Raw genomic sequence first — 26,965 nt, 5'->3', positions numbered from 1 at the left:
GGAAGCCACCACCACTCGATGGGAAAGCGAGCCATGAACACCATTCTTGCGACACAGCCGACGCGAGCCGACCTGACGGTGGATGAAGCATTGCAATTTGCGAATGACCGCCACCAAGCCGGCGACGTTCGCACGGCGGCCGAGGTCTATCAACAGATTCTGCGGAGCCACCCAGATCATGTGCGGACCCTGATTTCGATGGGTTTGATTGCTCGCCAAAAGGGTAGCAGCACGACCGCGCTTGAACTCTTTCGGCGGGCTCTCGATTTAAATCCGCAGGAGTCCGAAGTTCATGACGCCTTGGGAGAACTGTGGTACGGACAGGGGATGCTGGATGAAGCCATCGCCTGCTACCGACGCGCTCTGGAATTAAACCCCCAGCGGGTCGATTCGCTCACCGACCTGGCAAGCTGCCTGCGATTGTGCGGCGAACTCACCGCGGCGGTGCCACTTTATCAGCGAGCCGTCCAGCTACAGCCGGATTTCTCGGTCGCTCACAGCAATCTTGGCGAAACGTTGTTGCTGCTGGGCAGGCTGGACGAGTCGGCCAGCAGCCATCGTCGAGCCATCCAGCTGAGACCCGATGTCGCCGAGTTCCACAACAGCCTGGCCGTCGCTCTCAAGGAACTCGGTCGTTTGGACGAAGCCATCTGCTGCTGCCGTCGCGCGATAGAACTCAAACCGAATTTCTCAAAGCCGTACACGAACCTCGGCCTGGCGCTGATGGATCAGGCACGTGGCGACGAGTCGATTGCGTGCTACCGGCGCGCCCTCCAGTTGGATCCGACAGATCGCGTTGCCGGCAGCGGTCTGCTGTTTGCGCGAAATTATTTCCCGGGCAACGATCCGCACGTCGTGCGCGCCGAGCAGCGTCAGTGGAACGACACGCATGCGGCCCCACTGTCACAAGACATCCCGCCCCACACGGATGACCGCCGAACCGAACGGCCGTTACGGATCGGATACGTCTCGCCGAATTTTCGCGGCCATTGCCAGTCGTTGTTCACCACACCGCTGTTGTCCGCGCACGATCACGAGCAGTTCGAGGTTTACTGCTACAGCGACGTTGTGAACCCTGACGCCACGACTGAGCGACTGCGCGGTTACGCCGACCATTGGCGGCCGGTGCATCGGCTTTCCGACGAGCAGCTCGCCAACACGATTCGCGAAGACCGGATCGACGTGCTCGTGGACCTGACCATGCACATGGCCGGGAACCGCTTGCTGACCTTCGCCCGCAAACCGGCGCCGGTGCAGGTCTGCTGGCTGGCGTATCCGGGCACGACCGGAATGGCGGCGATGGACTACCGCTTGTCCGACCCTTCTCTCGACCCGCCCGGACAACACGACCAGCTCTATAGCGAGCAGACGATGCGGTTGCCGGACACGTTCTGGTGTTACGCTCCGCTGGAATCGTCGCCTCCTGTTAGCGCGCTGCCGGCAGCATCGGGATGTGGAATCACTTTTGGATGCCTGAACAACTTCTACAAGGTCAGCGACTTGGCGTTGCGGATGTGGGCCGCAGTGTTGAAGGAAGTTGTCGGTTCGAGAATCGTGATTCTGTCCGGCGGGGGCTCGCATCGCCAGCGCGTCCTGCGGACATTCGCCAGCGCCGGCGTCCACGCGGACCGTGTCGACTTCGTTCCTCGCCAGGCACCTGCCGATTATCTGCGTCTGTTTCACCAGATCGACATCACGCTGGACCCGGCTCCGACCAACGGACACACCACCAGCCTCGATTCATTTTGGATGGGCGTGCCCGTCGTCTCGCTGGTCGGCCGCACAGCGCCGGGGCGAGCCGGACTGTCGCAGTTGACGAATCTCGGGCTGCCGGAACTGATCGCCCACACACCGGAGCAATACGTTCGGATCGCGGCGGAGTTGGCGCGCGACCTGCCCCGGTTGATCGAGTTGCGCGGCACACTCCGCGACCGAATGCAGTTATCCCCGCTGATGGATGCGCCGCGATTCGCCGGCAACATGGAGGCTGTTTATCGACAGATGTGGAAACGCTGGTGCAGCGGAGGACAGCCATGAATTCAACACACAAGCTGGCGCTCGTCGTGCCGTACCGTGATCGCGAGGCACACCTTCAGCAGTTTCTGCCGCATATCAAACGCTACCTGCAACAGCAGCAGATCGACTACCACGTTCACATCGTCGAACAGGAAGCCGGCAAGCCTTTCAACAAAGGCGTGCTGATGAATCGACCCGCACTAACACTCAAAATCGCGAGCACTCCGTTGTCCCATCCCAATCCGTTTCCAAAACCTTTTTCCATGAAACGACGCAAGCCAAAGAAATCGCCCCGATCGTCCAGGCGACGGTCGTTGTCCCGCATACTCGGGCTCGAGCCTCTTGAACCGCGGAAGATGTGGGCGGTTGTCAATATCGGAGTGTCGGCAGCCGAGATTCAGGAGAATCCGGACCACGGCCTCAACAGCATCGTTGTCGCCGCGACGACGGACGAGCCGGTAAACGGCCAGCAGGTGGTGGACGTTGTTGTCAGCGGCAACGGAATCACCCCGGCCGACTATACGCTGTCAAGCGTCTCGATCGTCATTCCCGATGGTGAGTCGAGTGGCGCGGTGACGTTCACCAGCGTGAACGATCCGGACCTGGAGATTCGTGAAACGGCAACGCTGACGCTCACGAACCTCTCGGCCGAGCTGCAGCCGGGCGCGACCCTGTCGCAGGATGTCGACATTCGCGATTCGTTTCTTCCCGATCTCGAACTCTCCGATATGCAAGCCTTGCGCAATGCGCTATCGCCGGTCGTTAATTGGGTGGGGGACCAGCCGTGTACCTGGCAGGGCGTAACTTGCACTTCGACGAACGTCGCATCGTTAATCGTCGAAGGAGAGAACGCGGAACTCTTGACCTTGCCACCGACGCCCAACCTCACGGAAATGTTCAGTTTTCAGCTCACGAAGATTGAACTCACCGGCTCATTGCCAAACATCGAACACTTGCCACTTCGTATTCTTCGCCTCGATGACAATCAATTGAGCGGCCCCTTGAGGGAATTGTCCGATGACCTGGCGCGTAGCAACCCAGATATTGCTTTCTTCAATGCCGCAGCAAATGCGCTCACCGGCCCGATCCCTGCTGGCCTAGCGATCAACAACGCCGCCATGCAAGTCATTCTGAGCCGGAATCAGCTCAGTGGTCCTCTTCCGACCGATCCGAATGCCGTTGGCCATACCCGGTTTGACTTTTCTGGAAACATGATCGACGGGGTTGTCCCAGACTACATCACTGACCCAGATAGTCCGATCAGCCTGCTGCTTTACAACATGCTCGACGTTGTCAACTCGCCGCAACCGGGCACTTTTTGGAGGTCGACACAGACCGTCCCGCCAACGGACGTTCAGGTCAGTTCGCCGATCGACGGAACGGCGGTACTGACGTGGACACCGATCTTGTATCAGGGTGATGGCGGCCATTACGAAGTTCTGTCGTCAACGACGCCCGGCGGTCCGTACACCTCGCGCGGCACGACCGCCGCTTCCGGGGCCAAGACGGCCACCGGGCTGACCGTCACCGGCTTGCCTAGCGGCACAAACTACTTTGTCGTTCGGACATTCACCCCAAAGCACTCCCTCAACCCCAATGACCTGACCAGCATCTACAGCGAGGAAGTCTCGACTGATACCGGGCCGCTGACTGTCAGCCTCTCGGCATTCGACGCCGTCGCGGACGAAAGCGGCGACCCAGGCATGTTCCGGCTGACGCGTGACAACCCGAATGACGCGTTGACCGTCAACCTGACACGCAGCGGCGCCAGCACCGCCGCGGACAGCGAATTTGAATTGACCGTCGGTGCCGATCCGCCGATCGATGTCAGCGGCGGCAACTTCTCCGTCACGTTCCCCGACGGTCGGGATACGCTCGACATCACGCTGACCGCACTGGTCGATGCCAACGACGAAGCCGAAGCCGACGAAACCATCACACTCGACCTGGCGGCAGGTGACTACGTCATCGATGGTTCGGCCAATACAGCCGCGGTCACGATTGCTCAAAACGGTTTCCTCGTGACCACCGATAGCGACGGCGGCACCGGGTCGCTGCGACAGGCGATCCTGAACGCCGACGCGATTCCCGGCCCCAATACGATCACGTTTGGTGATGGTTCGGCATCAGGTGGAACGAACTTCCTGGATGCCACGCCCGACACGATTGGATTGAACAGCGAACTGACGATCACCGAAGATCTAACGATCGTGGGCAACGGATCGTCCCTGACCATTCTGGACGGGCAGGATGCCACGAGACTTTTCAGCATCCCAGCATCGGCCGGCGACGTGACCTTGCAGGGGCTGACCTTCACACGCGGTCAGGCGCCGGCGAACGATGTCGGCGGCGCGATCGCAAACAGTGCCAATCTTCACATCGACGATTCGGTCTTTACCGCCAACGAAGCCTCTCTCGGTGCGGCGATCAATACGGACGGGTCGCTGACGATCAACCGTTCGTCTTTCCTGACAAACCACGCCGGGGTCAACGGAGGAGCGATCCGCGTCTTCGGAACCGCGACCATCAGCGAGTCAACCTTCGCGTCAAACTCGGCCGGCAACGGCGGTGGCGCGATCATCAACCACGGCGGCTTGCAGTCGGCGAACGCTACGTTCTCTGACAACCAAGCGGTGACCGGCGGGGCGATCGAGAATTTCGGAGCCGGCACCACCGCAACAATCACCAACACCACGATCCACCAAAACTCTGCCACCCTGGGCGGTGGCATTTACAACAACGGAGGCACGGCAACGCTGCAGAACACGATCGTGGCCGGTAACCCGTCGGGCGGTGATCTGATTTCAACAACCGCGCCTGGATCGTTTTCGGGCACGAACAATCTGGTCGGAGACGGGAACGTTCCCTCCGGACTCTTGAACACCCTGACGAGCGATCCCCTGCTCGGCCCGCTGCAGAACAACGGCGGCCCGACCGCGACGCACGCCCTGCTGCCCGGTTCGCCCGCGATCAACACCGGCGCAGCCAGCGGCGCTCCCGTGACGGATCAGCGTGGTGTGACTCGCGATGCCGTACCCGACATCGGAGCCTTCGAGGTCCACAGCACGGCTGTTGTGGGAGCAGCAAACACCGTGACTGTTGCGGGGAATCAGATCACGATCGACATCATCGTCGAGAACTTCGGCACGGAAACGGCCGGCAATCTGACGCTGGTGAATGATCTGGACGGTACGTTTGGCGCAGGCAACTACGTGCTCGCATCGGCTCCCGTGTTGGTCAGCCATCCCGGTACGTTGACACTCAGCGCCTCGTATGACGGCAGCAGCACCACCGACCTCCTGTCTGCAGGCAGTACACTTCCAGCAGGCGAGACGGCGCAGGTCCGGATCGTTGTGACACTCACGACGATCACCGATCGAGGTCGCGGGCTCGGCGTTTACTCGAATCAGTCTGTCGTGACGTCAACGGATCCCGGCAGCGTGCTGTCCATCGATCGGTCTGACTCCGGTGCCGATCCCGACCCCAACGGCAACGGCGTGCCTTCGGAAGCCGGCGAAAATGATGCGACCGAGTTCAGGCTTGACACGGTCGCCCCTCAGGTTGAGCAGATCGAGATCAATGGCGGTGATACGCAGCGCAGCATGGTCTCCGAAATCACCGTTCGTTTCAGCGAGATCGTTTCGGCGGACGCCAGCTCATTCTCGGTGCAGAACACGACAACGAACACCACCTTCGTGCCCACGGTGTCCTCGCAAGTCGTGGCCGGAAAAACGGTCGCCACGTTGACCTTTAGCGGACCAGGGATCATTGGCGGGTCGCTGCCGGACGGGAACTACACGCTGACCGTGATCGACACTCAGGTGACGGACACGGCTGGCAACATTCTGGACGGTGACGGTGACGGCCAAGCGGGCGTCTCCGCCACCGACGATTTCTTCCGGCTCTTCGGTGACGCCGACGGAGACCGGGACGTCGACCGACGAGACTACCTGTTCCTGCTGCAAACGTACGACCGCGGCGTCGGCGACGCAGGGTTCAATTCAGCGCTGGACTACGACGGCGACGGCGATGTCGACTCCCAGGACTTGCGGTCGTTTCGATCCAACTATCGCCGGATCCTTCTCCCCTGACCGAATGGAAAGCACACAAACCCTTCCAGCGCGGCCACGTCGGTCGCCACCACGATCACCTTTCAGAGAACGTATCCGCTCACATTCAGGAATCTTCCGATGAAACGAACCTCTTTACTGTTTTTGATTCTGACCATTTTCGTGAGTCCGACCGCGTCAGCCGGACTGATCTTCACCTTCGACCAGGCAAACTACATCGTTCAGCCCGGTGCGACCGTGGAAACACAGATCTTCCTCACGCAAACGAATCCGGACACCGTGCTCACGACCGACGGTCTGTTCAGCGGCGGCGTCCGAGTGTTCTTCAATGACACACCGCCGACCGATCCGGCGACCGTTTTGTCGTTGGCCGACATCCAGCCGTCGGCGGCGTTCGACGACCTGCTGTTGGGACCTGACCTGAGCCTCGATCCTGGCATCAGCGCGGGCTTTGTCGACAGCGTTGCCGATCCGTTTGCGCCAATCACTGGCAACAGCCTTCTGTTGGGAACGCTGACCTTCACGGCCGGGAACGTTCCCGGAGAGGTCACATACCTTCGCGCTACCGACTTCGATCCCTTCACGGACGATCTGATTTCCGGCTGGGGAATCGCGTTGGATGCGCAGATCACCGACGGTTTCGCGACCATCACAACCAGCGCCATCACAAACAGCACTGTCCCCGAACCGAGCAGTGCCTTGATCTTTGGTTTCGCAATCGCGTGCCTAGCCTTCCGCCGATTCAGAAGGAAATTTGAATCCTGTGCGCACTTGCGTTCTGTCGCTTGAGAGGCGGCCAGACGTTGTTGGTCCGCGAAAACTTCACACCAAACGAAGAACTCACCATGTTGAATTCATTCATCGATACGCTGACGCGAGCTACCAGAAACAGACGGCGAAAGATCAAAGCGGCCCGCCGCGCGATGCGGCGGAGGGCGGGGCTGGAGCGACTGGAGGTTCGCGCGTTACTCGCCGCGTTCACACCCAGCGATGTGGCCGACCTGATCTCCGCCATCGACCAGGCCAACGTCAACGGCGAAGTGGACGAGATCGATCTCGGCGGCAACACGTTCACCCTGACAGCCGCCCTGCCTTTCCGGGATAGTGGACTCCCACGGATCGCTGCCGATGGTGGGAACGGGCTGACGATCCGCAACGGAACGATCCAGCGCGACACCAGCGCTGCCACGCCCGAATTCCGGATTCTCGAGGTGGGATCCGCCACGGATCTCACCATCGCGGAAGTCACACTCTCCGGCGGGAGCTGGATCTTCGGCGGCGGCGCGATCGACAACTACGGCACGCTGACCGTCACGGGCTCGACATTCTCCAATAATTCGGCGGATAGCGGCGGCGCGATCGAAAACGTTCTTGGCACGCTGACCGTCACGGGTTCAACATTCTCCAACAATTCGGCGGATAGCGGCAGCGGCGGCGCGATCGAAAACTTTCTTGGCACGCTGACTGTCACAGGCTCGACATTCTCCAACAATTCGGCGGATAGCGGCAGCGGCGGCGCGATCAGCAACGACCGAGGCACGCTGATAGTCACGCGCTCGACATTCTCTAATTCGTCCGCATTCACCAGCGGCGGCGCGATCGACAACTTTTTTGGCAAACTGACCGTCACAGGCTCGACATTCTCCAACAATGCGGCCGAAACTGGCGGCGCGATCTTCAACGGTGGCACGACGACTCTGATTCAATCGACGCTGTCGGGCAACTCTGCAACTTCGGTATTCGGGAATGGCGGAGGGGCGATCGCGAATTTTTCAAGGCTCAACGTCATTCAGTCAACCATCACCGGGAACACCACGAGCTCGGGTGCTGGCGGAGGAATCAGCGGCGTAAGTTCGTTTGACACCAGCCCCGTGACGAACATCCACAACAGCGTAATCGCAGGAAACACGGCGGGCGGCGCGAACGATGACCTCTCCCATCTCAGCTCTGTTGCGGGCACCCTCAACAGCAATGGCGCGAACTTCGTTGGCGTTCCGTCCAACATCACGCTCGCCGCGACGGACAAGACCTTCGCCAACACCTCCACCACGATTGCGGACATCCTCGACACGACCCTGGCCGACAACGGCGGCCCCACGCAGACGCACGCCCTCGTCCCCGGCTCGCCCGCGATCGACAGGGGCAGTAACGATCACGCGACCGCAGACGGCACGCCCGTGTCGTCCGGCGGCACGCCACTGACTACCGACCAGCGGGGCGCGCCGTTTGTCCGCAGCTTCGGTGCGAGTGTCGACATCGGCGCGTTCGAGGTCCAGTCGCTGATGCTGGAAGTCGATACGGCCGTGGACGAAGTGGACGGCGATTACAACGACGGCGACCGCAGTCTCCGCGAAATGATCCTGTTGGCCAACGCCAATCCCGGCCCCGATACGATCACGTTCGATCCATCGTTGAACGGCACACCGATTTTGCTGTCGCTCACGGGCCCGCTAGACGACACAGCGCAGTTGGGCGATCTGGACATCACGTCCGAGATCACGATCCAGGGTAACGGTGCGGCGAACACGATCATCGATGGCGGCAGTGACCTGGCCTCCGGCGGTAGCAATCCCGGTATCGGAGAACGTGTGTTGCACGTGCTCGACGGCGGCAACCTGGCGCTGGACGATGTGAGCATCACAGGCGGGAACGCCAACGGGACGTTTCCCGTCAGTCTGGGTGGTGGCATTTACATCGAGTCCGGTGGCGCGGCGACGGTCGCCAACTCAACACTCACGAGAAACTCGGCCATGCGCGGCGGCGGCGTCTACATCGAAAGCGGTGGCGCGATGACGGTCACCAACTCAACACTCTCCGGAAACTCGACCGAAGAACACGGCGGCGGCATCTTCAACCGTGGCACGGCGACGGTCACCAACTCAACACTCTCCGGAAACTCGGCCAACGGCGAGATCGGCGGCGGCATCGTCAACTTCGGCACGGCGACGATCACCAACTCGACGCTTTCCGGAAACTCGTCCGCAAGCCTTGGCGGCGGCATCTACAATGGTAGGACGACGGCGATCACGAACTCAACGATCTCCGGAAATACGTCCAACGTCGGTGGCGGAATCTACAACAGCGGCACGGCGACGCTGAATAACACGGTCGTGGCTGGCCCCTGGGGCGGGGATTTGCATGATGCCTTCGGCTCCGGAACATTCTCAGGGACCAACAACCTAGTTCAAGACGGCTCGGGAACTGGGCTGACCGGCACCGTGACCGGTGACCCGCTGCTCGGCCCGCTGCAAAACAACGGTGGCCCAACCGCCACGCACGCCCTGTTGCCCGGCAGTCCCGCCATCGACGCCGGCAGCAACGCCAATGCCACCGATAACGGCACGGTCGGCGGCACACCGCTCGCCACGGATCAACGCGGCGTGCGGCGGATACAGTTCGGCAGCGTCGACATCGGCGCGGTCGAGCAAACGCCGGAAGACATCGGATCCACCATCGTGACGACAGGAGACGCGTCCTGGTATCTCGGGCCTGTCGCCGTCGGCAACGACTTTCGAGTCTATCGTCAGCCAACGGACGAGGATCCCGTCTGGGTCGACGGTGGTCTGGCGACTCGCATTGGCCTGGCACAGGATGGTACCGTCGTCGTGCAAAACGACATCGGAATGGTCTTCGCACGCACCGGATCGGCCGACGGCATCGGAACGTCCTGGTCGCCACTGGTGTCCGTGACGGCCGGTGATGGTGCCACCTGGTTCGTGGGTCAAAACTCCCTGGCGGTCTATCGCTGGGCCGACGGCGAACTGCCCGTCGATTCAGGTGGAATCGGCGAGACCCTGTTGGTCGCCAACGATGGCTCGATTCTGACACGTAATTCAGCAGGCGACGTCTACCAACGCATCGGTTCGGATTCTGGACTCGGCACCCGTTGGCAACTACTCAGCGAATCGCTGATCGTCACCACACAAGTCGACGAAAACGACGGTGCCAGTGTTCCCCAGCTCGGCACCGGCGTCAGTCTCCGCGAAGCCATCCTTTTCGCCAACAACAACCCCGGCCCCGACACGATCACGTTTGGTGATGGTTCGGCATCAGGTGGAACGAACTTCCTGGATGCCACGCCCGACACGATATTGTTGAACAGCGAACTGACGATCACCGAAGATCTAACGATCATGGGCAACGGATCGTCCCTGACCATTCTGGACGGGCAGGATGCCACGAGACTTTTCAATATCCCCGGATCGGCCGGCAACGTGACCTTGCAGGGGCTGACCTTCACACGCGGTCAGGCACCGGCGAACGATGTCGGCGGCGCGATCGCAAACAGTGCCAATCTTCACATCGACGATTCGGTCTTTATCGCCAACGAAGCCTCTCTCGGTGCGGCGATCAATACGGACGGGTCGGTGACGATCAACCGTTCGTCTTTCCTGACCAACCAAGCCGGGGTCAACGGAGGAGCGATCCGTGTCTTCGGATTCGCGACCATCAACGAGTCAACCTTCGCGTCAAACTCGGCCGGCAACGGCGGTGGCGCGATCATCAACCACGGCAGCTTGCAGTTGGCGAACGCTACGTTCTCTGACAACCAAGCGGAGACCGGCGGGGCGATCGAGAATTTCGGAGCCGGCACCACCGCAATAATCACCAACACCACGATCCACCAAAACTCCGCCACCCTGGGCGGTGGCATCTACAACAACGGAGGCACGGCGACGCTGCAGAACACGATCGTGGCCGGTAGCCCGTCGGGCGGCGATCTGATTCCATCAGCCGCCCCCGGATCGTTTTCGGGCACGAACAATCTGGTTGGAGACGGGAACGTTCCCTCCGGTCTCTTGAACACCCTGACCGGCGATCCCCTGCTCGGCCCGCTGCAGAACAACGGCGGCCCGACCGCGACGCACGGCCTGCTGCCAGGTTCGCCCGCGATCAACGCCGGCGCAGTTACCGGCGCTCCCCTGACGGATCAGCGTGGTGTGACTCGCGATGCCGTACCCGACATCGGAGCCTTCGAGGTCCACAGCACCGCTGTTGTGGGAGCAGCAAACACCGTGACTGTCGCGGGGAATCAGATCACGATCGACCTCTTCGTCGAGAACTTCGGCACGGAAACGGCTGGCGATCTGACGCTAGTGAATGATCTGGACGGTACGTTTGGCGCAGGCAACTACGTGCTCGCATCGGCTCCCGTGTTGGTCAGCGATCCCGGCACATTGACACTCAGCGCGGCGTATGACGGAAGAAACGCCACCGACCTCCTGTCCGCAGGCAGTACGCTTCCAGCAGGCGAGACGGCACAGATCCGGATCGTTGTGGCACTCACGACGATCACCGATCGAGGTCGCGGGCTCGGCGTTTACTCGAATCAGTCCGTCGTGACGTCAACGGATCCCGGCGGGGTGCTGTACATCGATCGATCTGACTCCGGTGCCGATCCCGACCCCAACGGCAACGGCGTGCCTTCGGAAGCCGGCGAAAATGATGCGACCGAGTTCACCGTGACCGACATCGCTCCGCCGACGGTCGACATTGTCGATGTCACCCCGGACCCGCGCAACTCTCCGGCCGGAATCGTCACCGTGCAGTTCAGCGAAGACGTCAGCGGCGTGGAAATCAGCGACTTCACTTTGACGCACAATGGCCAAAGCGTCGATATCGGCGGCCTCGCTGTCAGCGAAATCAGCGCCAGTCAATACACGATCGATCTTTCGTCCGTCACCACCAACGATGGGACTTACGAGCTAAAACTCAGTCACGCCGGCTCGGGCATTGAAGACGCGGCCGGCATCGCATTGTCAACCGATGCGGCGGACCAGTTTATGCTTGACACGGTCGCTCCTCAGGTTGAGCAGATCGAGATCAATGGCGGTGATGCGCAGCGCAGCATGGTCTCCGAAATCACCGTTCGTTTCAGCGAGATCGTTTCGGCGGACGCCAGCTCATTCTCGGTGCAGAACACGACAACGAACACCACCTTCGTGCCCACGGTGTCCTCGCAAATCGTGGCCGGAAAAACGGTCGCCACGTTGACCTTTAGCGGACCAGGGATCATTGGTGGGTCGCTGCCGGACGGGAACTACACGCTGACCGTGATCGACACTCAGGTGACGGACACGGTCGGCAACATTCTGGACGGTGACGGTGACGGCCAAGCGGGCGTCTCCGCCACCGACGATTTCTTCCGGCTCTTCGGTGACGCCGACGGGGACCGGGACGTGGACCGCCGAGACTATCTATTCCTGCTGCAAACGTACGACCGCGGCGTCGGCGACGCAGGGTTCAATTCAGCGCTGGACTACGACGGCGACGGCGATGTCGACACCCAGGACTTGCAGTCATTTCAATCCAACTATCGCCGGATCCTTCTCCCCTGACCGAATGGAACGCGAACGCAAACGAATCCGGACACCGTGCTTACCGACGACAGTCTGTTCACCGGCGGCGTGCGAGTGTTCTTCAACGACTCACTGACGCTCCGCAACAGAATGCTCCAACGCGATATCGGCGTTCTTACTTCCTACAGGCCTTTTGGCTTTTTCGTGAACGGGATCACAGGACGCTTCATCTCGCTGTCGACATCGCGGAACACCCAAGGCTCCCAGATCTCTCGCACCGCTCGCCATTGTTGGAGTGTTCGCGTTGGATACCAGGAAGGAACTCCGTGGGTCTTGAAGTCATATTCATCTGCATGATCCTGGACCCATTGACCCACCGTTTGCTCCGCGGGACGCTCCAACGGGAAGACGCCTTCGGCGCGAAAAGCGTCGGAAACTCCCTGATCGCGAATCACTTCTTCTCGCCAACGATTGAGTTCGGTCAGTAATTCGGACTTCACGTCAGCGTATTTCGGATCATCGGCAATGTTGTTGACCTCGTGCGGATCACTGCGCAAGTCAAATAATTCAACCGGCGGCTTATTGGGTGACAGAAAAGCGGCTTGTTCAGGCGTGAGTTTGCCTTCCAGATTCAGGATGTTCAGTTCGGCGAGCGGTGGATACGCGCCCTCTTTGTAGAAACTGAATTGGCAGTAAGCCCGCTCCGGCATCAGATTCAAAATCAGCTTGTATTCCTTTGACCGAATGCTGCGCATCGCGTCGTGCGTCGTGTCCATTTTGTCACGGGCGGCAAAGGTGTAACGGCGATTCTTAACCTCGTCGCTCAGCAAGCTCTTGCCGTGCAGTGGCACCGGAGGGGTGACACCGGCCGCTTCGAGGACGGTCGCACAGATGTCGATCGACATCACCATATCGTCATTGACCTGTCCCGGCTGAACTTTTCCGGGCCAGCGCATGATCATGGGGATTCGCGTTCCTTCGTCGTAGAGAAACTGTTTTCCGCGAATGTGGCAGCGTCCATGATCGCCAATAAAGAACACAATCGTGTTGTCGGCCAAGCCTTCATCCTCAAGCCGCTTCAAAATCGCTCCGACTTCACGATCGACGAGCTGCATCTGCTCCAGCCCGTTCGCCCAATCGCGGCGTATGAACGACGTATCCGGGTAGTACGGTGGCAATTCAACGTCCTCGATCGCGATGGGCCGCTCGGGATCACGATTCCAAGATCGGTGTGTGCCACCGAACGTGATGCGGGCAAAGAAGGGCTGATCCGGCTGGCGGTTCTTCCAGTCCTTCACATCCATGAACAGCTCGTCCTTTTTGTCGGGAAGGAAATTGCAGTCCGTTTTCCAACTCATCAAGACGGTGTAATACCCGGCATCGGCAAGCAAATGCGGGATCGGACGGATGCCATACGGCAGCGGCTTTTTATCCTCGGTCCGGTGTTGATGCGCCCCGATGTAGTTCTGATGAAAACCGGTCATCATCGCCGAACGAGATGTCGAACAGACCGGCGAAGTCGTGAAGGCACGCTGGTAGCGAATGCCCTCCGCAGCCAGTTGGTCCACGTTTGGCGTGTGAATGCCCTTCGTGCCGTAGCACGAAAGATCGGGACTCCAGTCCTCAATCGTGATCCACAAAATGTTCGGCCGGGAGTCTGCCGCCAGCGCGGACACGTTGGCGGTGACAAGCAAGAGAACATTCAGGGCTGTGAGCAACAAAGATTTCATGTTTTGCAAATTTGTGTTTCGTGTTTCGTCATGAACCCTGGATGCCAACCTCGCCGGAGAGACCATGGGCGGCCTTCCATTCTTTCAAAGGATGACGTCACTTCACCCCGGAGTATTGTTCGACGTTCATCCGCTCCTCCCACTCGACCAGTTTCTTCGTGAGTTGCTTCGCGATGCCGGGCCGAGTTTGCGCGAGATCGTTTTGTTCGCTCTCGTCTTCTGCGATGTTGTAGAGGTTGACTTTGCCACTGCGGTAGGCGAGCAGTTTCCAATCACCTTCTCGGACGGAGGCGTAGAGGTCTTGATAGGCGCGGTAGCCGAATAGTGGTTCACCACGATCGAGCGTGCTGTTCTCGCGAATCACTGAGACCAGGGAAACACCGTCGAGGTCGGGATGCTTGGCATGATCACCGCCGGCAATTTCGACGAGCGTCGGAAACAGGTCCGTCGATTGAACGAGGCTGTTGTTCTTCGACTTCGGCTTCGTGACGCCCGGCCAGTGAATCAATAGCGGGACGCGAGCGCCACCTTCGCAGAGCGTGTCGACTCGTTTGTTTCCCCGAAGTGGCAGGTTCTGATACCAACTGCCTTGATCGGACAGGAAAATCACGATCGTGTTTTCACCGATGCCCTTTTCCCTGATGGCTTGACGAATGCGACCAACCGATTCGTCAACCGCTTTGACTTGAGCCGCATAGACTGCGTCGACTTTGCTGTACCCTTTCGCCTCGAAGTCCTTCACCAGATCGGCGCGTCCAACCGGCGGTCGGTGAACGTTGTAGTACCACATCGAAAGCATGAACGGCTGTGCCCGGTCATACTGCTCGATAAACCGGATTGACTGATCTGTCAACGCGTCCGTTAGATACCGGTCCTGCACGTCGGCGAAGACATCGGAGTTCTTGAAGAACGGTGGATCGTAAGACTTTGGATGGCCCGCGTTGGTCGTGCCAACTTGCCCGTCGAAGCCCTGCTTGATTGGATGGAAAGCTTCGTGACCAAGATGCCACTTGCCGAAGAACTGGTTGTAGTATCCGAGTTCATTGAGCGCCTCGGCGTAACTGGTGTGTTCCAGCGGAAGCCAGTTGCGGCAGGGGAACTTTGCAGGGTCGCCCTCCCAAAAGTTGAATTCTTTGTCCGTCCGTCCAAACTCGTCAAACCCATGCTTCGTGTCATTCGGGATGTGGCGGACCATTTGCAGCCGTGCCGGATGTTTGCCGGTCAACAAGGTCGCTCGACTGGGACTGCAAGTCGGGCTGGCGATGTACGCCCGCTGAAAATCGAGACTTTCGCTGGCGAGTTGATCGATGTGGGGCGTTTCAAATTTAGGGTTGCGGTATCCAAGGTCGTACCAGCCCAGATCGTCCACGAAAAACAACACGATATTCGGTTGCTTTCCGTTGTCCGCGTGCTCGTCGTTCGCACCTGCAATCGCCTGGCCGCAGGTCGACGCGATCAGGATTAGGATGGCTCTCAGTATCGAATTCATCTCGTTCGACCTCTCGGCAGTGTCTTCATATTGAAGGATCGTCGGAACAATAAGTGGGATAGGCTTCCAGCCTGTCGTTTCAGCATCGACAGGCTAGAAGCCTATCCCACTTGTCTCTAACGCTCGGATTCTGACGTTTTGCACTCACGGAACAGGGGGCTGTGGATGATGGCTGCCAGCGTTTCGATGCTGTTGTAGTCGTGCGACGCGGATTGTTTGACGATCGATTCCACTTCGGTGAAATTCTCAGGCTCGATTCCGTTCGCGTACGTCAGGACTTTCGTGACGAAGCAACGGACGAATCGGTCGCGGCTGGAATCGCTTTGCATCAGCTGGCGGAATTCGGTGATGTCCTTGTACTGGGCGCCGCTGACAAACGTGGAAGACGCGTCGATCGGAATTGCTTCAAATGAAGGCGTGCGGTCGCGACGTTTCTTTGAATTGCCAGCCTCATCCGCATCCGCTCTCTGGGATACATCGATGTACTCGTCACGCCATGCACCGACCGGGTCAAAATTCTCAAACGCGTATCCGAACGGATCAATGTTCAGATGACATGCGGCACAGGATGCGTCGCTTTTGTGGGCGTCCAGCACTTCTCGAATCGTTCGCGCCGAGCGAACATCGGGTTCCAGGATTTCTACATCTGCCGGCGGTGGAGAAGGGTGGATGCCCATGAAATTTTCCATCACGAAAACCGCGCGATGGATGGGCGAGGTGCTGAGCGTGTCGGCCGTCAGCGTCAAGAAAGCTGCCGCGCCCAGCAAGCCGCCGCGTTTGCCGTCGCCAAAGGTGACCTTCCGCAACACCGAATCGCTGGGGACACCTTCAAGCCCGTAGACTTTCGCCAGGTCGGCGTTGACAAAGGAATAGTCGCCGCTGAGCAATTCCGGTAGCGGCCGGTTGTTCTCCGCGACGTGACGAAACAACGCAAGCACTTCGTTGACCATATCTTCATTGAGCCGTTTTTTCTCGTACAACGGATACTGGTCAACATCGGGAGACATGAAGTTGATGCGGTCCAGTTCCAACCATCCATACGGAAACTCGCGAAGAAACGCGTTCGCCTTGCCGTTGGCAATCCGTCGCTTCAGCTCATCGCGAACTGCACCAAACGAGTCGAGTTCTCCCTTGCGGACCCGGGCAATCAAGTCAGCGTCCGGCGTGGTGCTGCCGAGCAAATAGCTGAACTTGACGGCAAACAGCTCTTCGGGAGTCACGTCTTCGGAGTTCAGCATTAGGAACGAAGGCGAAACGAAGAGCGCCACGATGCCTTCTCGGATCGCACCGAGTTCTCCCAGCGACGAGGATTGAGATTCAACCAGCCGGATGATGGGTGCCAGTTCCTGGTCGGAGACGTCGCGTCGCCAGGCTCGCTGGGCGATCGGTTTCAGAATCGCCGCCGCATTGGCGACCGTCGGTTGCCTGCCAACCAGGTCGACTTGTCGTTGCGGCGGCCACGATTGGTAAAACGGGCCTTCAATTTCCACGCTCGACAGAAGAGGTCTTGGCCCCTGCCAGTAGGGAACCCAGTGAACCCAATGACTCGGTTGAGTGCTTCGGGATTTCGCGTTGGGAACTTCTTCCTTGACGATGCGTTGGTACAAGTCAGGGTCGTGCGTCTTGATGTAATCGTGAGCGATCCGATGCTGGAATTTGAAGTTGCCGTTGCCGATCAGCCTCAGCCCGTCGGTTTGGAATGAAAACCGGATCGGTGTGTTTTCAGCCAGCCAATGGGTCGCGGTGAATTCCTGCATCGCTCCTTCATCCAGCGGCAAATCGACATGGCGGCTTCCCAGTTCCATCCTCAGAATCAATGGGTCGTCGTCATAGATGCCCGTCTTGTCTTGCGAGTAGACGTGCCGGTCGAGTGCTTTGGCTTTCACGGTGATCCGATACCAGCCAGCGGATTTCGTGTGGGGAAAGTTTTCGCAATAGAGTTGATCTTCAGGGTCTTTCAGCTCAACACCGTCATCACGACGGATCGTCTTGTCACCACGCCGTCGATTGTCCGTGTCGACGACAAACATCTGATCGGCGGTGGCCGTCAACTGCTGCGATGTGGGTTGTTCGTCCGACAGGATGACGTTGTCCAGCACACGCCGAATGGCGGTGACTTGCTGATCCAGATGAAATTCGCTCATGCCGAGAGATTCGCCATGAGTGTCAAACCCGTCATGCAGAGTGTCACCGGGCAGCATGGCAAGCGGATCGTGGGTGCCAATGTGATCGAGCGACAGGACGTCACGTACACTGTTCTCGAACTCTCGGTTATTTAATCGTCGCGGCGGCGTCTGCAGCGGTTGTTCAACGCGCTCTTCAAAAAGCACGATTTGCTTTTGCAGAAACTGTTGCAGTTCTGCAACTTCCTGCCTGGTCATTTTGTTTTCTTCGGCGGGAGGCATCTCGCCATCGCGAACCCGCTGGAGGCTTTCGACCCAATGCGCGAGGTTTTTTTGATCCGGTGACTTCCGCAAGTCGTGCAGGCTGAAATCGCCTTCCGGATTAGGGCCGGTGTGGCACGCTGAACAGTGCTGCTTGAGGATGCCCAGGTCAGCCTGAGCGAGATTCGGGATTGCGATCAGGGCGATCAGGCTCGCGATCACGATTTGAGTTCGTCGTGTCATTTCGATTGAGTTTAACGTCCAGTGGATCATGTTCTGCAGTTGAAGCTACGCCTTGCCGGTTTTGAAATCGAACGCCGCCGTGCTTTGGTTGAACTGCTCATATTCCAGTCCGAAATGCTGGAGCAACGCCAGGAACAGATTGCACAACGGCATGTTGTTGCCACTTGAGTCGCGTGTGTCGACGTGACCGCAATGTTCCAGCCCGCCGCCGGCGACCAAGATCGGAAGGTTTTTGTTGGAGTGGGTGCCTCCATAGCCCATGCCGCTGCCGAACATCACGACCGTGTGATCCAACATGCTGCCATCGGCGTTCGGTTCGGGAGTGTCATCGAGCTTCTTCAGACAGCGTGCCATCTGCTCGACTTGAAACGACTCAATGGCGACCAGTTCAGCGACCGTCTCTTCGTTCTTGCCGTTGTGTGTGCAGCCGTGATAACCACGGTTGACACCATCGACATCGGTGTAATTCAACTCTGGCGAATATCCAATGACGGCAACGCGAGTGAGATCGGTTTGGAATGCATAGGCCACCATGTCGAAAACCGCGTTGTAGTCGTTTTCGATGGTGATCTCACTTCCCTGAAAGTACTCCGAGAGATCGAGCGAGGGTTTATCGCGATCGACCCATTTTTCTCGGTTGACGAGGTTCTTCTCCATGTCTCTCAACGAATTCGCGTACAAGTCCAATCGGACCTGGTCGCTGCGTGACGCTCGCTTGCGTACGCCGGCGAACTGTTCGCGGACGGCGTCCAGAACGCTGCTGTTTTGATGCAGCAACTGCCTCGCCGTTTGCCGCTCTTTTTCGGTCAGGTTCTGGAACAGGTGGTCGTACATCCTTTGCACGTCGGTGAACGGTTTGATATCGACACCGTTCGCATTCCAACTCATCCGGATACTTCGCCCCAGACAGGCATGCAACGACGCGTATCGGGTGTTGGCGCCCACACGACGAGCCACGATCTGGTCGATCGACATGTTCTTTTCGGCAAATGCCGCACTCATGTCCGGCAACACACCGCTCAGGAATGAAATTTCCCGTCCATGCCCACTTTTCATATTGTGGTCGGTGTGCGACAGGATGCTGATCCGATCGCGAAGCCACTCCAGCGAACGGATTGTTTTGGGCAAGCGGAAGTCTTTGCCGAACTGCACTGGGAAGAAGTGCTCGGGGTGCGCGCCGTACGGGTTGCCTACGACCAGCAACCGTGAAGGCGTGTCTTTTGCGTTGGCCGCTGTCGCCATAGAGGTCGACTCGAGCAATGGCAGAGCGAGAGCGCCGCCTCCCAGCGTCTGGACAAATGAACGTCGATTAAACATGTGAGGTTCTCTATGAGTGTGAGGCATCAATTGTACCGTGAGGCCCGGCACTAAGGATCGTCGGAACACTAAGTGGGATAGGCATCACGATGTCTGAAACAGTTCGTCGATAACGCCAGTCGCGTCACCGAACGTTTCGGCTCGAACGCCGCTGCCGCGGAGGATGCTGAGCCAAAGGTTGCACAGCGGGGTCTTCTTTTCCATCACAAGGTGACGGCCGTGCTGGAATCCAGCACCGCCGCCGGTGACCAGCGTCGGACAGTTGTCCAGGCTGTGGACCGTCCGCAGATTGCTGCCAAACGTGAGCGTCGCGTTGTCGTAGAGCGAGGAACCATCGGGTTCTTTCGACTCCTTCAGCTTCCGAATGAATCCGGCCAGCAACTCGGCGTTCTTCTGGTCGCGAAGAATGGAATCGCGAGTGCGTTCCGGTGAACCGGGATGGTGACTCAGGTTGTGCACGGAGTAGCTGGAACCGAGGCTGCTCACGAAACTGTCACCCGGCATGCGGTAGGTGAAGACTCGTGACGCGTCGACCTGCATGGCGGCCAACATCAGGTCATAGGCCATTTCGACTTCCGGAATGCCCTCGAGTGTGTCCGATGGTTCTTTAATCGGGCTGGCTGGCTGCTTCTTCGGAACGGTCAGCCACTTTTCATCCTTGGCGATGCGGATTTCGATTTCGCGAATCGACTGAAAGTACTCGTCGATCTTGTCTTTGTCGGTCTTCGTGAGCCCCTTCGTCACCGACCGGGCATCGGACAGCACGGTGTCAAGAGCCGAACGGTCGTCGGCCAACAGTGCCTGACGCTCGGCCAGGGGCATGTTGTCGGACGAAAATAGCTTGTGGTACATCGCCACCGGATGCGGCATCCCGGCAATCGGCTTGCCCTGGTTGTTCCAGGAAATGGAACCAGGGCCATGACCGTTGTCGTCTCCGCCGTTGAGGTGCAGGGAAGTGAATCGGGTCCCGCCGCCGAACTGAGCCGCAGCCACCTGATCAACAGAAACCGTGTTGTGGAAACTCTGGCCGGGAATCGCGTAACGGTCCGCACCGGTCAGCCAGAAAGTGGAACCGGAATGCCCATCCCTCGAATTGGCATGTTCCAGGTTTTGAAAAATCGTGATGTCCTGTTTGTATTCGGCCAGCGGCTGCAGTGACTCCGGTAGCTCATAGTCGGCTCCGGGCGTGTTGATGTCCGGATACCAGGTGTCCGTTGTGACACCATATCCCATTCCCAAAAAGACCAGACGCTTGGGAGCGGTCGTCGTCGCTTCGGCGGCGGACGCAAACCTTCGGAAGCCGAATGATTCAAGGAATGGCAGAGCGATCAAGGCGCTGCTACTGGCAAGGAATGCTCTTCGAGAAGGAGGGAATGAGGGGCGGGGAGAGGGGGAGTTCGGTGACTGCGTGTTGCGGTTGACTTTTCTAGTGTTCATATTTTGCTCAATTTTGCTTTTAGCGTTGCGTTCAATCTCCCCATCCCTCTATCTCACTTCCTTCGGAAGGCTTTCGACTGTACCAACGCATGGATGAACGCGTCGATTCGATCGCCTTCTCGGGACGCTTGCTGTGTGATTTCGGTGGCGAGGTTGTGGTCAGAGATCTGGTAGGGACGCCCGAGCGCATACGCGATCAGATGTTCTGTAAATCCACGCGCAAAGGCGTCGTCGTAGCTGGCAATCGCATCGCGAAGCTCAAAGAAGTTGCTGAACGCTTCGCCTCGGATCAGTGCTCCCGACGCATCAATGTCAAACGATGCAGACTTGGGAAGCTTGAATTGTTTCGCATTAGACGACTCGACGTAAACGGTCTCTGTATCCCTCCAAAGACCGGCGGCAGTAAAGTTCTCCAAGCCGAATCCGATCGGATCGATCTTGCGGTGACATTGAGCACACTGCGGCGCCTCCTGATGAAGCGTTTGCAGATCGCGACCGCTGCGAGGTTCACCTGACAAGCGACTCAACTGAGGAATATTGGCCGGCGGAGGCGGCGGTGGATCGTGCAACAGATGCGTCAGAACCCACGCCCCACGGACCGCTGGCACGGATCGTGTTCCATCAGCACCCATCACATGCATCGCCGCCGTGCCGAGCAGGCCGCCGCGAGGCGACGTTGCGGGGAGAGGAACTTGGCGGAAGTGAGAGCCCTCAACACCCGGCAGAGAATAAAAGTCCGCGAGCACATCGTTGACCATCACGAAGTCTGCTTTTAACAGTGTCCCGAGTGGCAGCCTTTGATCCAGAACGTGACGGATGGTGGCGTAAACTTCCTGGCGGGCACTACGTCGAACGGCCTGGTCAAACTCTGGATGCAACCGGGCATCGAAGTCGAACATGTCCAGTCGCACCATGTCCAGCCACTGATGAGCAAAGCTGTTGATGAACTCACTGGATCTTTGGTCTTTCAACAGACGAGCCGTTTGAGCACGCAGCATGTCGCCATGCGAGAGTGTTCCTGCGTCCGCCGCCGCATACAACTCAGCGTCCGGCGGAGCACTCCAGAGGAAATACGCCAGGCGGACCGCAAGTTCTCGATCGGTCAGTCGCTTCGGTTGATCACTGCCTCGCGGCTCAAGCATGTAGAGAAAGCTGGGGGAGGACAGGACCAACGCATAGCTGTCGATGATCGATGCAACATGGTGATTGCCGTTCTTGCGTTTTGCCAGATACCGCTCGACGAGCTTGTCGATAAATTCATCGGCAGGCGGCCGCTTGCGAAAGGCTCGAGTCGCGAATGATTCGATCAGCCGTCGAGCGTAGCTCGCGTGATCCTCACCGCTGCGTCGCGGTGGTACCAGATCGTCCTTTGCCGGATTCAGCCACTCATCGAAGACAGGTCCTTCCACTTCCACCCAGTCCACCCACACGACCGGCAATTGACCGATACCATTGATTTCCCTCTGAAAGAGGTGAGTCACGAATCGGGAGGCCTGTTCTTTGTAGTCGCGCCACAAAATTTGAAACGCGCCCGATGTTCCCGGATCCAGATCGATGGGAACTTCGACGACCGTCGGTTTGGAAACCGTTCCCGGTATTTTGACCTGTCCCAGAACCCGATACTCCTTCGGATTGCCGATCCCGTATTCCAGGTATCGCTGCCGCTGAGGTGAATCGTCGTAAGCCCCGGCTCGGACTCGCAAGATGTAGCGCCCGCCGGCCGTGCTGACTTTGGGTGTGCTGATCGACGGTCGTTTATGCCCTTCATAGCGAAGCAGAAACGCACCATCTTTAGCCTGAGGACGGCGTGTGTAGTCCTGCATCTGCTTCAGGTGGACTCGCGATCTTTCCGATTGCTTCTTGGCATGGGCGAAATCGCGAAAACCAAAATCCTGAGGCGGTTTTTTGTCCTGTGCCAGGAACGCATCGGCTCTTTTGATGGCGTCAAGTAAACTCTCCTCCCGATCAAAGTATTCCTTCGAGTGCGTCTCTTCAGGCTCGACGCGATGGACCTCCGAGCGAGGCTTCTTTCGATCGGACAACGCGATCTTTAACGCGGACGTCGCCGTTGCGCGATATTGCTCAAACTGGTCGGCTGAGAAAAACAGAGACGCTCCCGCGGTATCAAATCCACCTGTACTGTCGTCGGCTGGAAGGCTGGAAACATCGGGGCGAAAGCCCAGCAGCGCTTCGAGCGTGTTCTGGTACTCCCGTCGATTGAGTCGCCTGAGAGTGATCTCGCCGCCGCTGTCACTGAGGATGTTGCGAGCCTTCACCATCTGAACGGACAGATCTTGCAGCAGCGCCGCCTTTTCGGCATCCGTGATTTGCTCGGCATCCATCGGCGGCATCTCGCCGGCATTGAGTGCCGCCAGAATCTGTGACCACCACTGGGCAGTCGGAATGTCCCGGCTGATCTCCAGTGAGAGCGATTCAAGGTCGAGCTGCCCTTCTTTCGATGCCGCGTCGTGGCAGTCGAAACAGTACTTTTCGAAGACCGCCAGATGTTTCGTCGGCATGACGGCCTGCTGCTCGGGCGATGGGCCGTCGGCACTGACAGTGCAGCAAAGCAGCAAGGCGAGAAGCGATAGTGATGAAGCAAGTCTCATGGCAAGGTGAATTCAAGCATGGGGCCGACGTATTCCGGGTGTGAGTCGCTGGCGAACACGTGAGTCAAGCCGGCACCAACACCTTCAATTTGCGTTGTCTCGCGGACAAGGATAAACGTGACAGGTCGGTCGTGGTTGGCTTTCAGGAAGTCCAGCAAGTGGTCGTTCTGAATACCAAAGGTCCCTCGCTGCTGGCTGCGAGGGACTTCGAACGTGCCCAGCAAGACACCGTCCTCGGGCCCCGGCGATTCGTCCCACGTGCCACCATACTTCCAGTCATCCTTGTCGCGATTTGTCAGGCCATAAATCCCGAACCGATTGACCGTTGGCAAACGCGATGCAAGTCCGCGTGTCGACGGTACGAGGTTCAACCGCAGTCGTGCCGCGGCAACCTGATTCAGGTCGACAGAACTCACGTCGAATGCAAAGAACGATCGGTGATCCCACTTTCCTGATTCGGTATGCTTCACCGACAGCAACTCTCTGGCGATGAACTTGTGACGCTTCTGATCTCGCCTCATGGCTGAACCGGTCCGCCCGCCTGTTCCGATTCGAATGACATTGGTCGATGGCTTTGTGACGTCGTCCTCCTGCTCGGGGTCCACGACAACCAGGGACTTGTCGGACACCGTCGCGGATTTGCCCTGGCCGGTCAGCCGTACCTCATTGCCGCTGCCTGGATGATGGACAGCGATTTCACCCTCGATAATCTCAAAATTCGATTGTTTCTCTTGTTGGTCGACACGCACGGCAAATCGAGTCCCGTAATCGACGGCGTAGCCATCCGGCGTTTCGATCACGAACCCAATCGCCGAGTCTGGCACGTCAATCACGGCCGCCCCGGACAACAATTTGCCGCGCATCGATGACACCAACTCCAATTGCGCCGGCGCCTCAACGATCACCTCTGCGCCCGAATGAAACCGTACCGTGGCGACACCGGTCCTCAGACTCAGCAACCCCGGCGTCAACTCCGATCCCGGTGTCGTCGGCAACTCGCTTTCCCAGGCTGCGTTCTCGCTCGACGTCAGCGTTGCAATCGATTTTGTCGCGGATGCCCCATGCCACCACTGAATCCCCACTGCGACAACCAGGCCTGCTGCGATTGCGGAAACCACCATCAGCCAGACCGGCCAAGGACGACTACGCAAGGTTCGGCTTCCGCTCTGCAGTGTTGCCGCAGGGATGTCGGAAACGCGCTCCACGGCGTCTTCAGCCGCGGCACAATGCAGCAAGCCGTGCAACCGCGACTCGGCCGAAAACGTTCGACGAGCTTCTTCGGACTCACGAAGAATCTGATTCAACGCTTCGGCCTGCGTTTCTGAGAGATCATCGTCACGCCATGCGTCGATCAACTGACTCAGCCGTTCAGCGTTCATAGAGCCTTCTCTCCGGATCGCCCGAGACATTCCCGCAGCGTGTTGCGAGCCCGCGTCAGGGCGACCCGAACCGCATTGGTCGTCCAGTCGATTTCGTCTGCAATCTGCTCGGGCATCAAGCCCGCGTGATAGCGAAGATTGACAAGCTCGTGGGATTTCGGAGCCAACTTTCTCAAGCATTCACGCAATGCCGAAACCTGTCCTTGAAACTCCGAAAAGTCGTCTTCGGTGTGCTCAGCCAGCAGTTCAACGACATCTTCCGCCAACCGACGGCTTTGACGTCCGCGGTCACGTTGAAAACCCATCGTCTTGAACCGTGCGATCGCGCAAGCCCAGGCCAGGAAGTTCGTCCCGGCGGTCCATGTCGCGGCTTTTCGACTGGCCGTGACAAACGTCTCCTGAACAATCTCCTCCGCGTCGTGAATCCCCGGCTCAAGCGACAAGACGAACGCCATCACCGCCTGCTGGTGCTGCACGAATAGGGTTTGAACCTGCAGAGTATGCTCGTCGAGATGGATTGGTGCTTCGCTCATCAATTAGTCATTCCAATACGCCACAAGGAATTAGCAGGAATTTCTGACATTTTTTTATTGTGAGCTCAACACCGCGAGGAGTCGTGGGGTGGCCCGGTGTGGACGCCAGCCACGAAAAATCAAAGAAACAGACGATTTGACACCAATTGCGAGAATGGATTCCGAATTTTGTGCTGCTGAGATGAGTAGCTGCATGCAGGGAACGTCTTGGACCAAGCTGAAAACGCACTCCTAACGGATTAAATGGCCGACTTTTGCGGTCTCAATGGCGAACCTAAGGTCGGTTTTGAGGAGTAAACTGGATGACCGGATCTCAACTTTCCCGAATTCCGCCAAGGAAAACTAAACATGAAACCATTCTTTCTCCCTGTGATTCTCCTCGTCGGCGTCACTGTCACCAATGCTCAAGAAAAGAAGGTGCCACACAAGGCTCCGGTGGCTGAAATTCGTCAGGCGGCGGTCGCCTTTCTTGAAGGCCTCGGCCCAGAGCTGCGACAACAAGCTTCATTTACCCTGAGCGACAAGGAGCGTCGGGCGTGGAGCAATCTCCCGGCGACTTCATTCAAGCGAGAGGGGGTTAGTTTCAAAGAGATGTCACCCCAGCAACGATCGCTTGCGCATCAACTGCTTCAAAGCACTCTCAGTAGCCAAGGTTATCTCAAAACGACAGGGATCATGCACCTTGATGAGCTTTTGAAGGCGATGGCTGCCGAGCGCCGCCCAAACAATACGCCCATGTTTGGACATGATCTTTATTGGATCGGCGTCTTTGGCGATCCGGCCAAGGACAGCTCGTGGGGATGGCAATTGGACGGACATCACCTTGCGCTGAATATCACGGTGATTGGGGATGAAGTTTCGGTCAGACCCGCATTCATGGGATCCGACCCTGCCCGACTGCCAGAGGGAACGTACTCGGGGTGGATGGTTCAAGGCGCGGAAGATGAAAAAGGGAAACAGTTCTTCGCATCTCTCGATAAGAAGCAGCGTGCCAAAGCGGTCATTGACGACATTGCACCCCGTGACGTGATCACCGGTCCGACACGCGGCGACCAACTGAAGACGCCGACTGGTTTGCCTGCATCGGATCTCGATGCTGATCAGCGACAACTCTTGATCTCTCTGATCAATGAATACGTTCACAACTACGAACACAACATTGCCCACATCCAAATGGATCGGATCTTAGCCGCCGGGTTAGAAAAGATTTATTTTGCATGGGCTGGCACAGAGGAGGGCAAGCCATATTACTACCGGATCCACGGTCCCACCGTTATCATCGAATTCGACAACCACTTCCCTCCCGGACGCAACTCCGGCGCTGTCAACCATATTCACACCGTGTTTCGCGAACCGGGCAACGACTACGGTGAAGACCTGCTTCGAAAACACCTGCTGGAAAGTCCGCATCACCAAGTCGAAGAGTGACGTCCACAGTGCGACGACGGTTTGCACAGCT

The 26,965-nt window shown here is 58.4% G+C and carries 13 protein-coding genes; 5 read left to right on the top strand and 8 right to left on the bottom strand.

Features of this window, described 5'->3' with window-relative positions; all coding sequences use genetic code 11:
* Window positions 1-33: 33 nt before the first annotated feature.
* The 4 genes from Enr13x_RS34995 (at window position 34) to Enr13x_RS34980 (ending at window position 12,424) form a co-directional block, all read left to right on the top strand.
* Window positions 34-2,037 carry an O-linked N-acetylglucosamine transferase, SPINDLY family protein gene (locus tag Enr13x_RS34995; RefSeq protein WP_197455590.1) on the top strand — a complete coding sequence of 668 codons (2,004 nt, stop codon included), beginning with the start codon at window positions 34-36 and terminating at the stop codon, window positions 2,035-2,037.
* On the top strand, window positions 2,034-6,107 hold the full coding sequence (locus Enr13x_RS34990; protein WP_145391589.1) for an Ig-like domain-containing protein: 4,074 nt from the start codon (window positions 2,034-2,036) through the stop codon (window positions 6,105-6,107). The genes Enr13x_RS34995 and Enr13x_RS34990 overlap by 4 nt, the downstream gene beginning before the upstream one ends.
* A gap of 99 nt (window positions 6,108-6,206) precedes the next feature.
* Window positions 6,207-6,875, top strand: coding sequence for a PEP-CTERM sorting domain-containing protein (locus Enr13x_RS34985; RefSeq protein WP_145391587.1), 669 nt, complete (start codon window positions 6,207-6,209; stop codon window positions 6,873-6,875).
* Between the two features lie 56 nt (window positions 6,876-6,931).
* Window positions 6,932-12,424: a beta strand repeat-containing protein gene (locus Enr13x_RS34980; protein WP_145391585.1), complete on the top strand. Its 5,493-nt coding sequence runs from the start codon at window positions 6,932-6,934 to the stop codon at window positions 12,422-12,424.
* A gap of 143 nt (window positions 12,425-12,567) precedes the next feature.
* Here Enr13x_RS34980 and Enr13x_RS34975 read toward each other — a convergent pair whose 3' ends face one another.
* From Enr13x_RS34975 to Enr13x_RS34940, 8 genes are all read right to left on the bottom strand, one after another.
* Complete coding sequence (locus Enr13x_RS34975; protein WP_145391583.1) at window positions 12,568-14,115, bottom strand: sulfatase family protein; 1,548 nt, start codon at window positions 14,113-14,115, stop codon at window positions 12,568-12,570.
* Window positions 14,116-14,212: 97 nt separating this feature from the next.
* Window positions 14,213-15,604, bottom strand: a complete 1,392-nt coding sequence (locus tag Enr13x_RS34970; protein WP_145391581.1) for a sulfatase — start codon at window positions 15,602-15,604, stop codon at window positions 14,213-14,215.
* 116 nt (window positions 15,605-15,720) lie between these two features.
* Window positions 15,721-18,231, bottom strand: coding sequence for a DUF1588 domain-containing protein (locus tag Enr13x_RS34965; RefSeq protein ID WP_197455589.1), 2,511 nt, complete (start codon window positions 18,229-18,231; stop codon window positions 15,721-15,723).
* Window positions 18,232-18,276: 45 nt separating this feature from the next.
* On the bottom strand, window positions 18,277-19,548 hold the full coding sequence (locus Enr13x_RS34960; protein WP_145391578.1) for a DUF1552 domain-containing protein: 1,272 nt from the start codon (window positions 19,546-19,548) through the stop codon (window positions 18,277-18,279).
* Between the two features lie 84 nt (window positions 19,549-19,632).
* Window positions 19,633-20,985: a DUF1552 domain-containing protein gene (locus Enr13x_RS34955; RefSeq protein WP_145391576.1), complete on the bottom strand. Its 1,353-nt coding sequence runs from the start codon at window positions 20,983-20,985 to the stop codon at window positions 19,633-19,635.
* A gap of 53 nt (window positions 20,986-21,038) precedes the next feature.
* A complete protein-coding gene (locus tag Enr13x_RS34950) occupies window positions 21,039-23,594 on the bottom strand; it encodes a DUF1592 domain-containing protein (RefSeq protein WP_145391574.1) in 2,556 nt (851 codons plus the stop codon).
* Window positions 23,591-24,973, bottom strand: a complete 1,383-nt coding sequence (locus tag Enr13x_RS34945) for a FecR domain-containing protein (RefSeq protein WP_145391572.1) — start codon at window positions 24,971-24,973, stop codon at window positions 23,591-23,593. Before Enr13x_RS34945 ends, Enr13x_RS34950 begins: the two co-directional genes overlap by 4 nt.
* Complete coding sequence (locus tag Enr13x_RS34940; protein ID WP_145391563.1) at window positions 24,970-25,506, bottom strand: sigma-70 family RNA polymerase sigma factor; 537 nt, start codon at window positions 25,504-25,506, stop codon at window positions 24,970-24,972. The genes Enr13x_RS34945 and Enr13x_RS34940 overlap by 4 nt, the downstream gene beginning before the upstream one ends.
* A gap of 348 nt (window positions 25,507-25,854) precedes the next feature.
* Between Enr13x_RS34940 and Enr13x_RS34935 the strand changes: the two genes are divergently transcribed.
* Window positions 25,855-26,934 (top strand): DUF3500 domain-containing protein, encoded by a 1,080-nt coding sequence (locus tag Enr13x_RS34935; protein WP_145391561.1) that lies wholly within the window; start codon window positions 25,855-25,857, stop codon window positions 26,932-26,934.
* Window positions 26,935-26,965 lie beyond the last annotated feature (31 nt).

This window comes from Stieleria neptunia, from assembly GCF_007754155.1.
Taxonomy (GTDB): Bacteria; Planctomycetota; Planctomycetia; order Pirellulales; family Pirellulaceae; genus Stieleria; species Stieleria neptunia.
Note: the sequence above shows the minus strand (reverse complement) of the source record. Positions and strands in the feature narration are given on the sequence as shown.

What these genes read in the sequence shown, in the direction of transcription:
- Enr13x_RS34995 (WP_197455590.1), top strand. Translation starts at nt 34, where the DNA reads ATGAACACCATTCTTGCGACACAGCCGACGCGAGCCGACCTGACGGTG.
- Enr13x_RS34990 (WP_145391589.1), top strand. Translation starts at nt 2,034, where the DNA reads ATGAATTCAACACACAAGCTGGCGCTCGTCGTGCCGTACCGTGATCGC.
- Enr13x_RS34985 (WP_145391587.1), top strand. Translation starts at nt 6,207, where the DNA reads ATGAAACGAACCTCTTTACTGTTTTTGATTCTGACCATTTTCGTGAGT.
- Enr13x_RS34980 (WP_145391585.1), top strand. Translation starts at nt 6,932, where the DNA reads ATGTTGAATTCATTCATCGATACGCTGACGCGAGCTACCAGAAACAGA.
- Enr13x_RS34975 (WP_145391583.1), bottom strand. Translation starts at nt 14,115, where the DNA reads ATGAAATCTTTGTTGCTCACAGCCCTGAATGTTCTCTTGCTTGTCACC.
- Enr13x_RS34970 (WP_145391581.1), bottom strand. Translation starts at nt 15,604, where the DNA reads ATGAATTCGATACTGAGAGCCATCCTAATCCTGATCGCGTCGACCTGC.
- Enr13x_RS34965 (WP_197455589.1), bottom strand. Translation starts at nt 18,231, where the DNA reads ATGACACGACGAACTCAAATCGTGATCGCGAGCCTGATCGCCCTGATC.
- Enr13x_RS34960 (WP_145391578.1), bottom strand. Translation starts at nt 19,548, where the DNA reads ATGTTTAATCGACGTTCATTTGTCCAGACGCTGGGAGGCGGCGCTCTC.
- Enr13x_RS34955 (WP_145391576.1), bottom strand. Translation starts at nt 20,985, where the DNA reads ATGAACACTAGAAAAGTCAACCGCAACACGCAGTCACCGAACTCCCCC.
- Enr13x_RS34950 (WP_145391574.1), bottom strand. Translation starts at nt 23,594, where the DNA reads ATGAGACTTGCTTCATCACTATCGCTTCTCGCCTTGCTGCTTTGCTGC.
- Enr13x_RS34945 (WP_145391572.1), bottom strand. Translation starts at nt 24,973, where the DNA reads ATGAACGCTGAACGGCTGAGTCAGTTGATCGACGCATGGCGTGACGAT.
- Enr13x_RS34940 (WP_145391563.1), bottom strand. Translation starts at nt 25,506, where the DNA reads ATGAGCGAAGCACCAATCCATCTCGACGAGCATACTCTGCAGGTTCAA.
- Enr13x_RS34935 (WP_145391561.1), top strand. Translation starts at nt 25,855, where the DNA reads ATGAAACCATTCTTTCTCCCTGTGATTCTCCTCGTCGGCGTCACTGTC.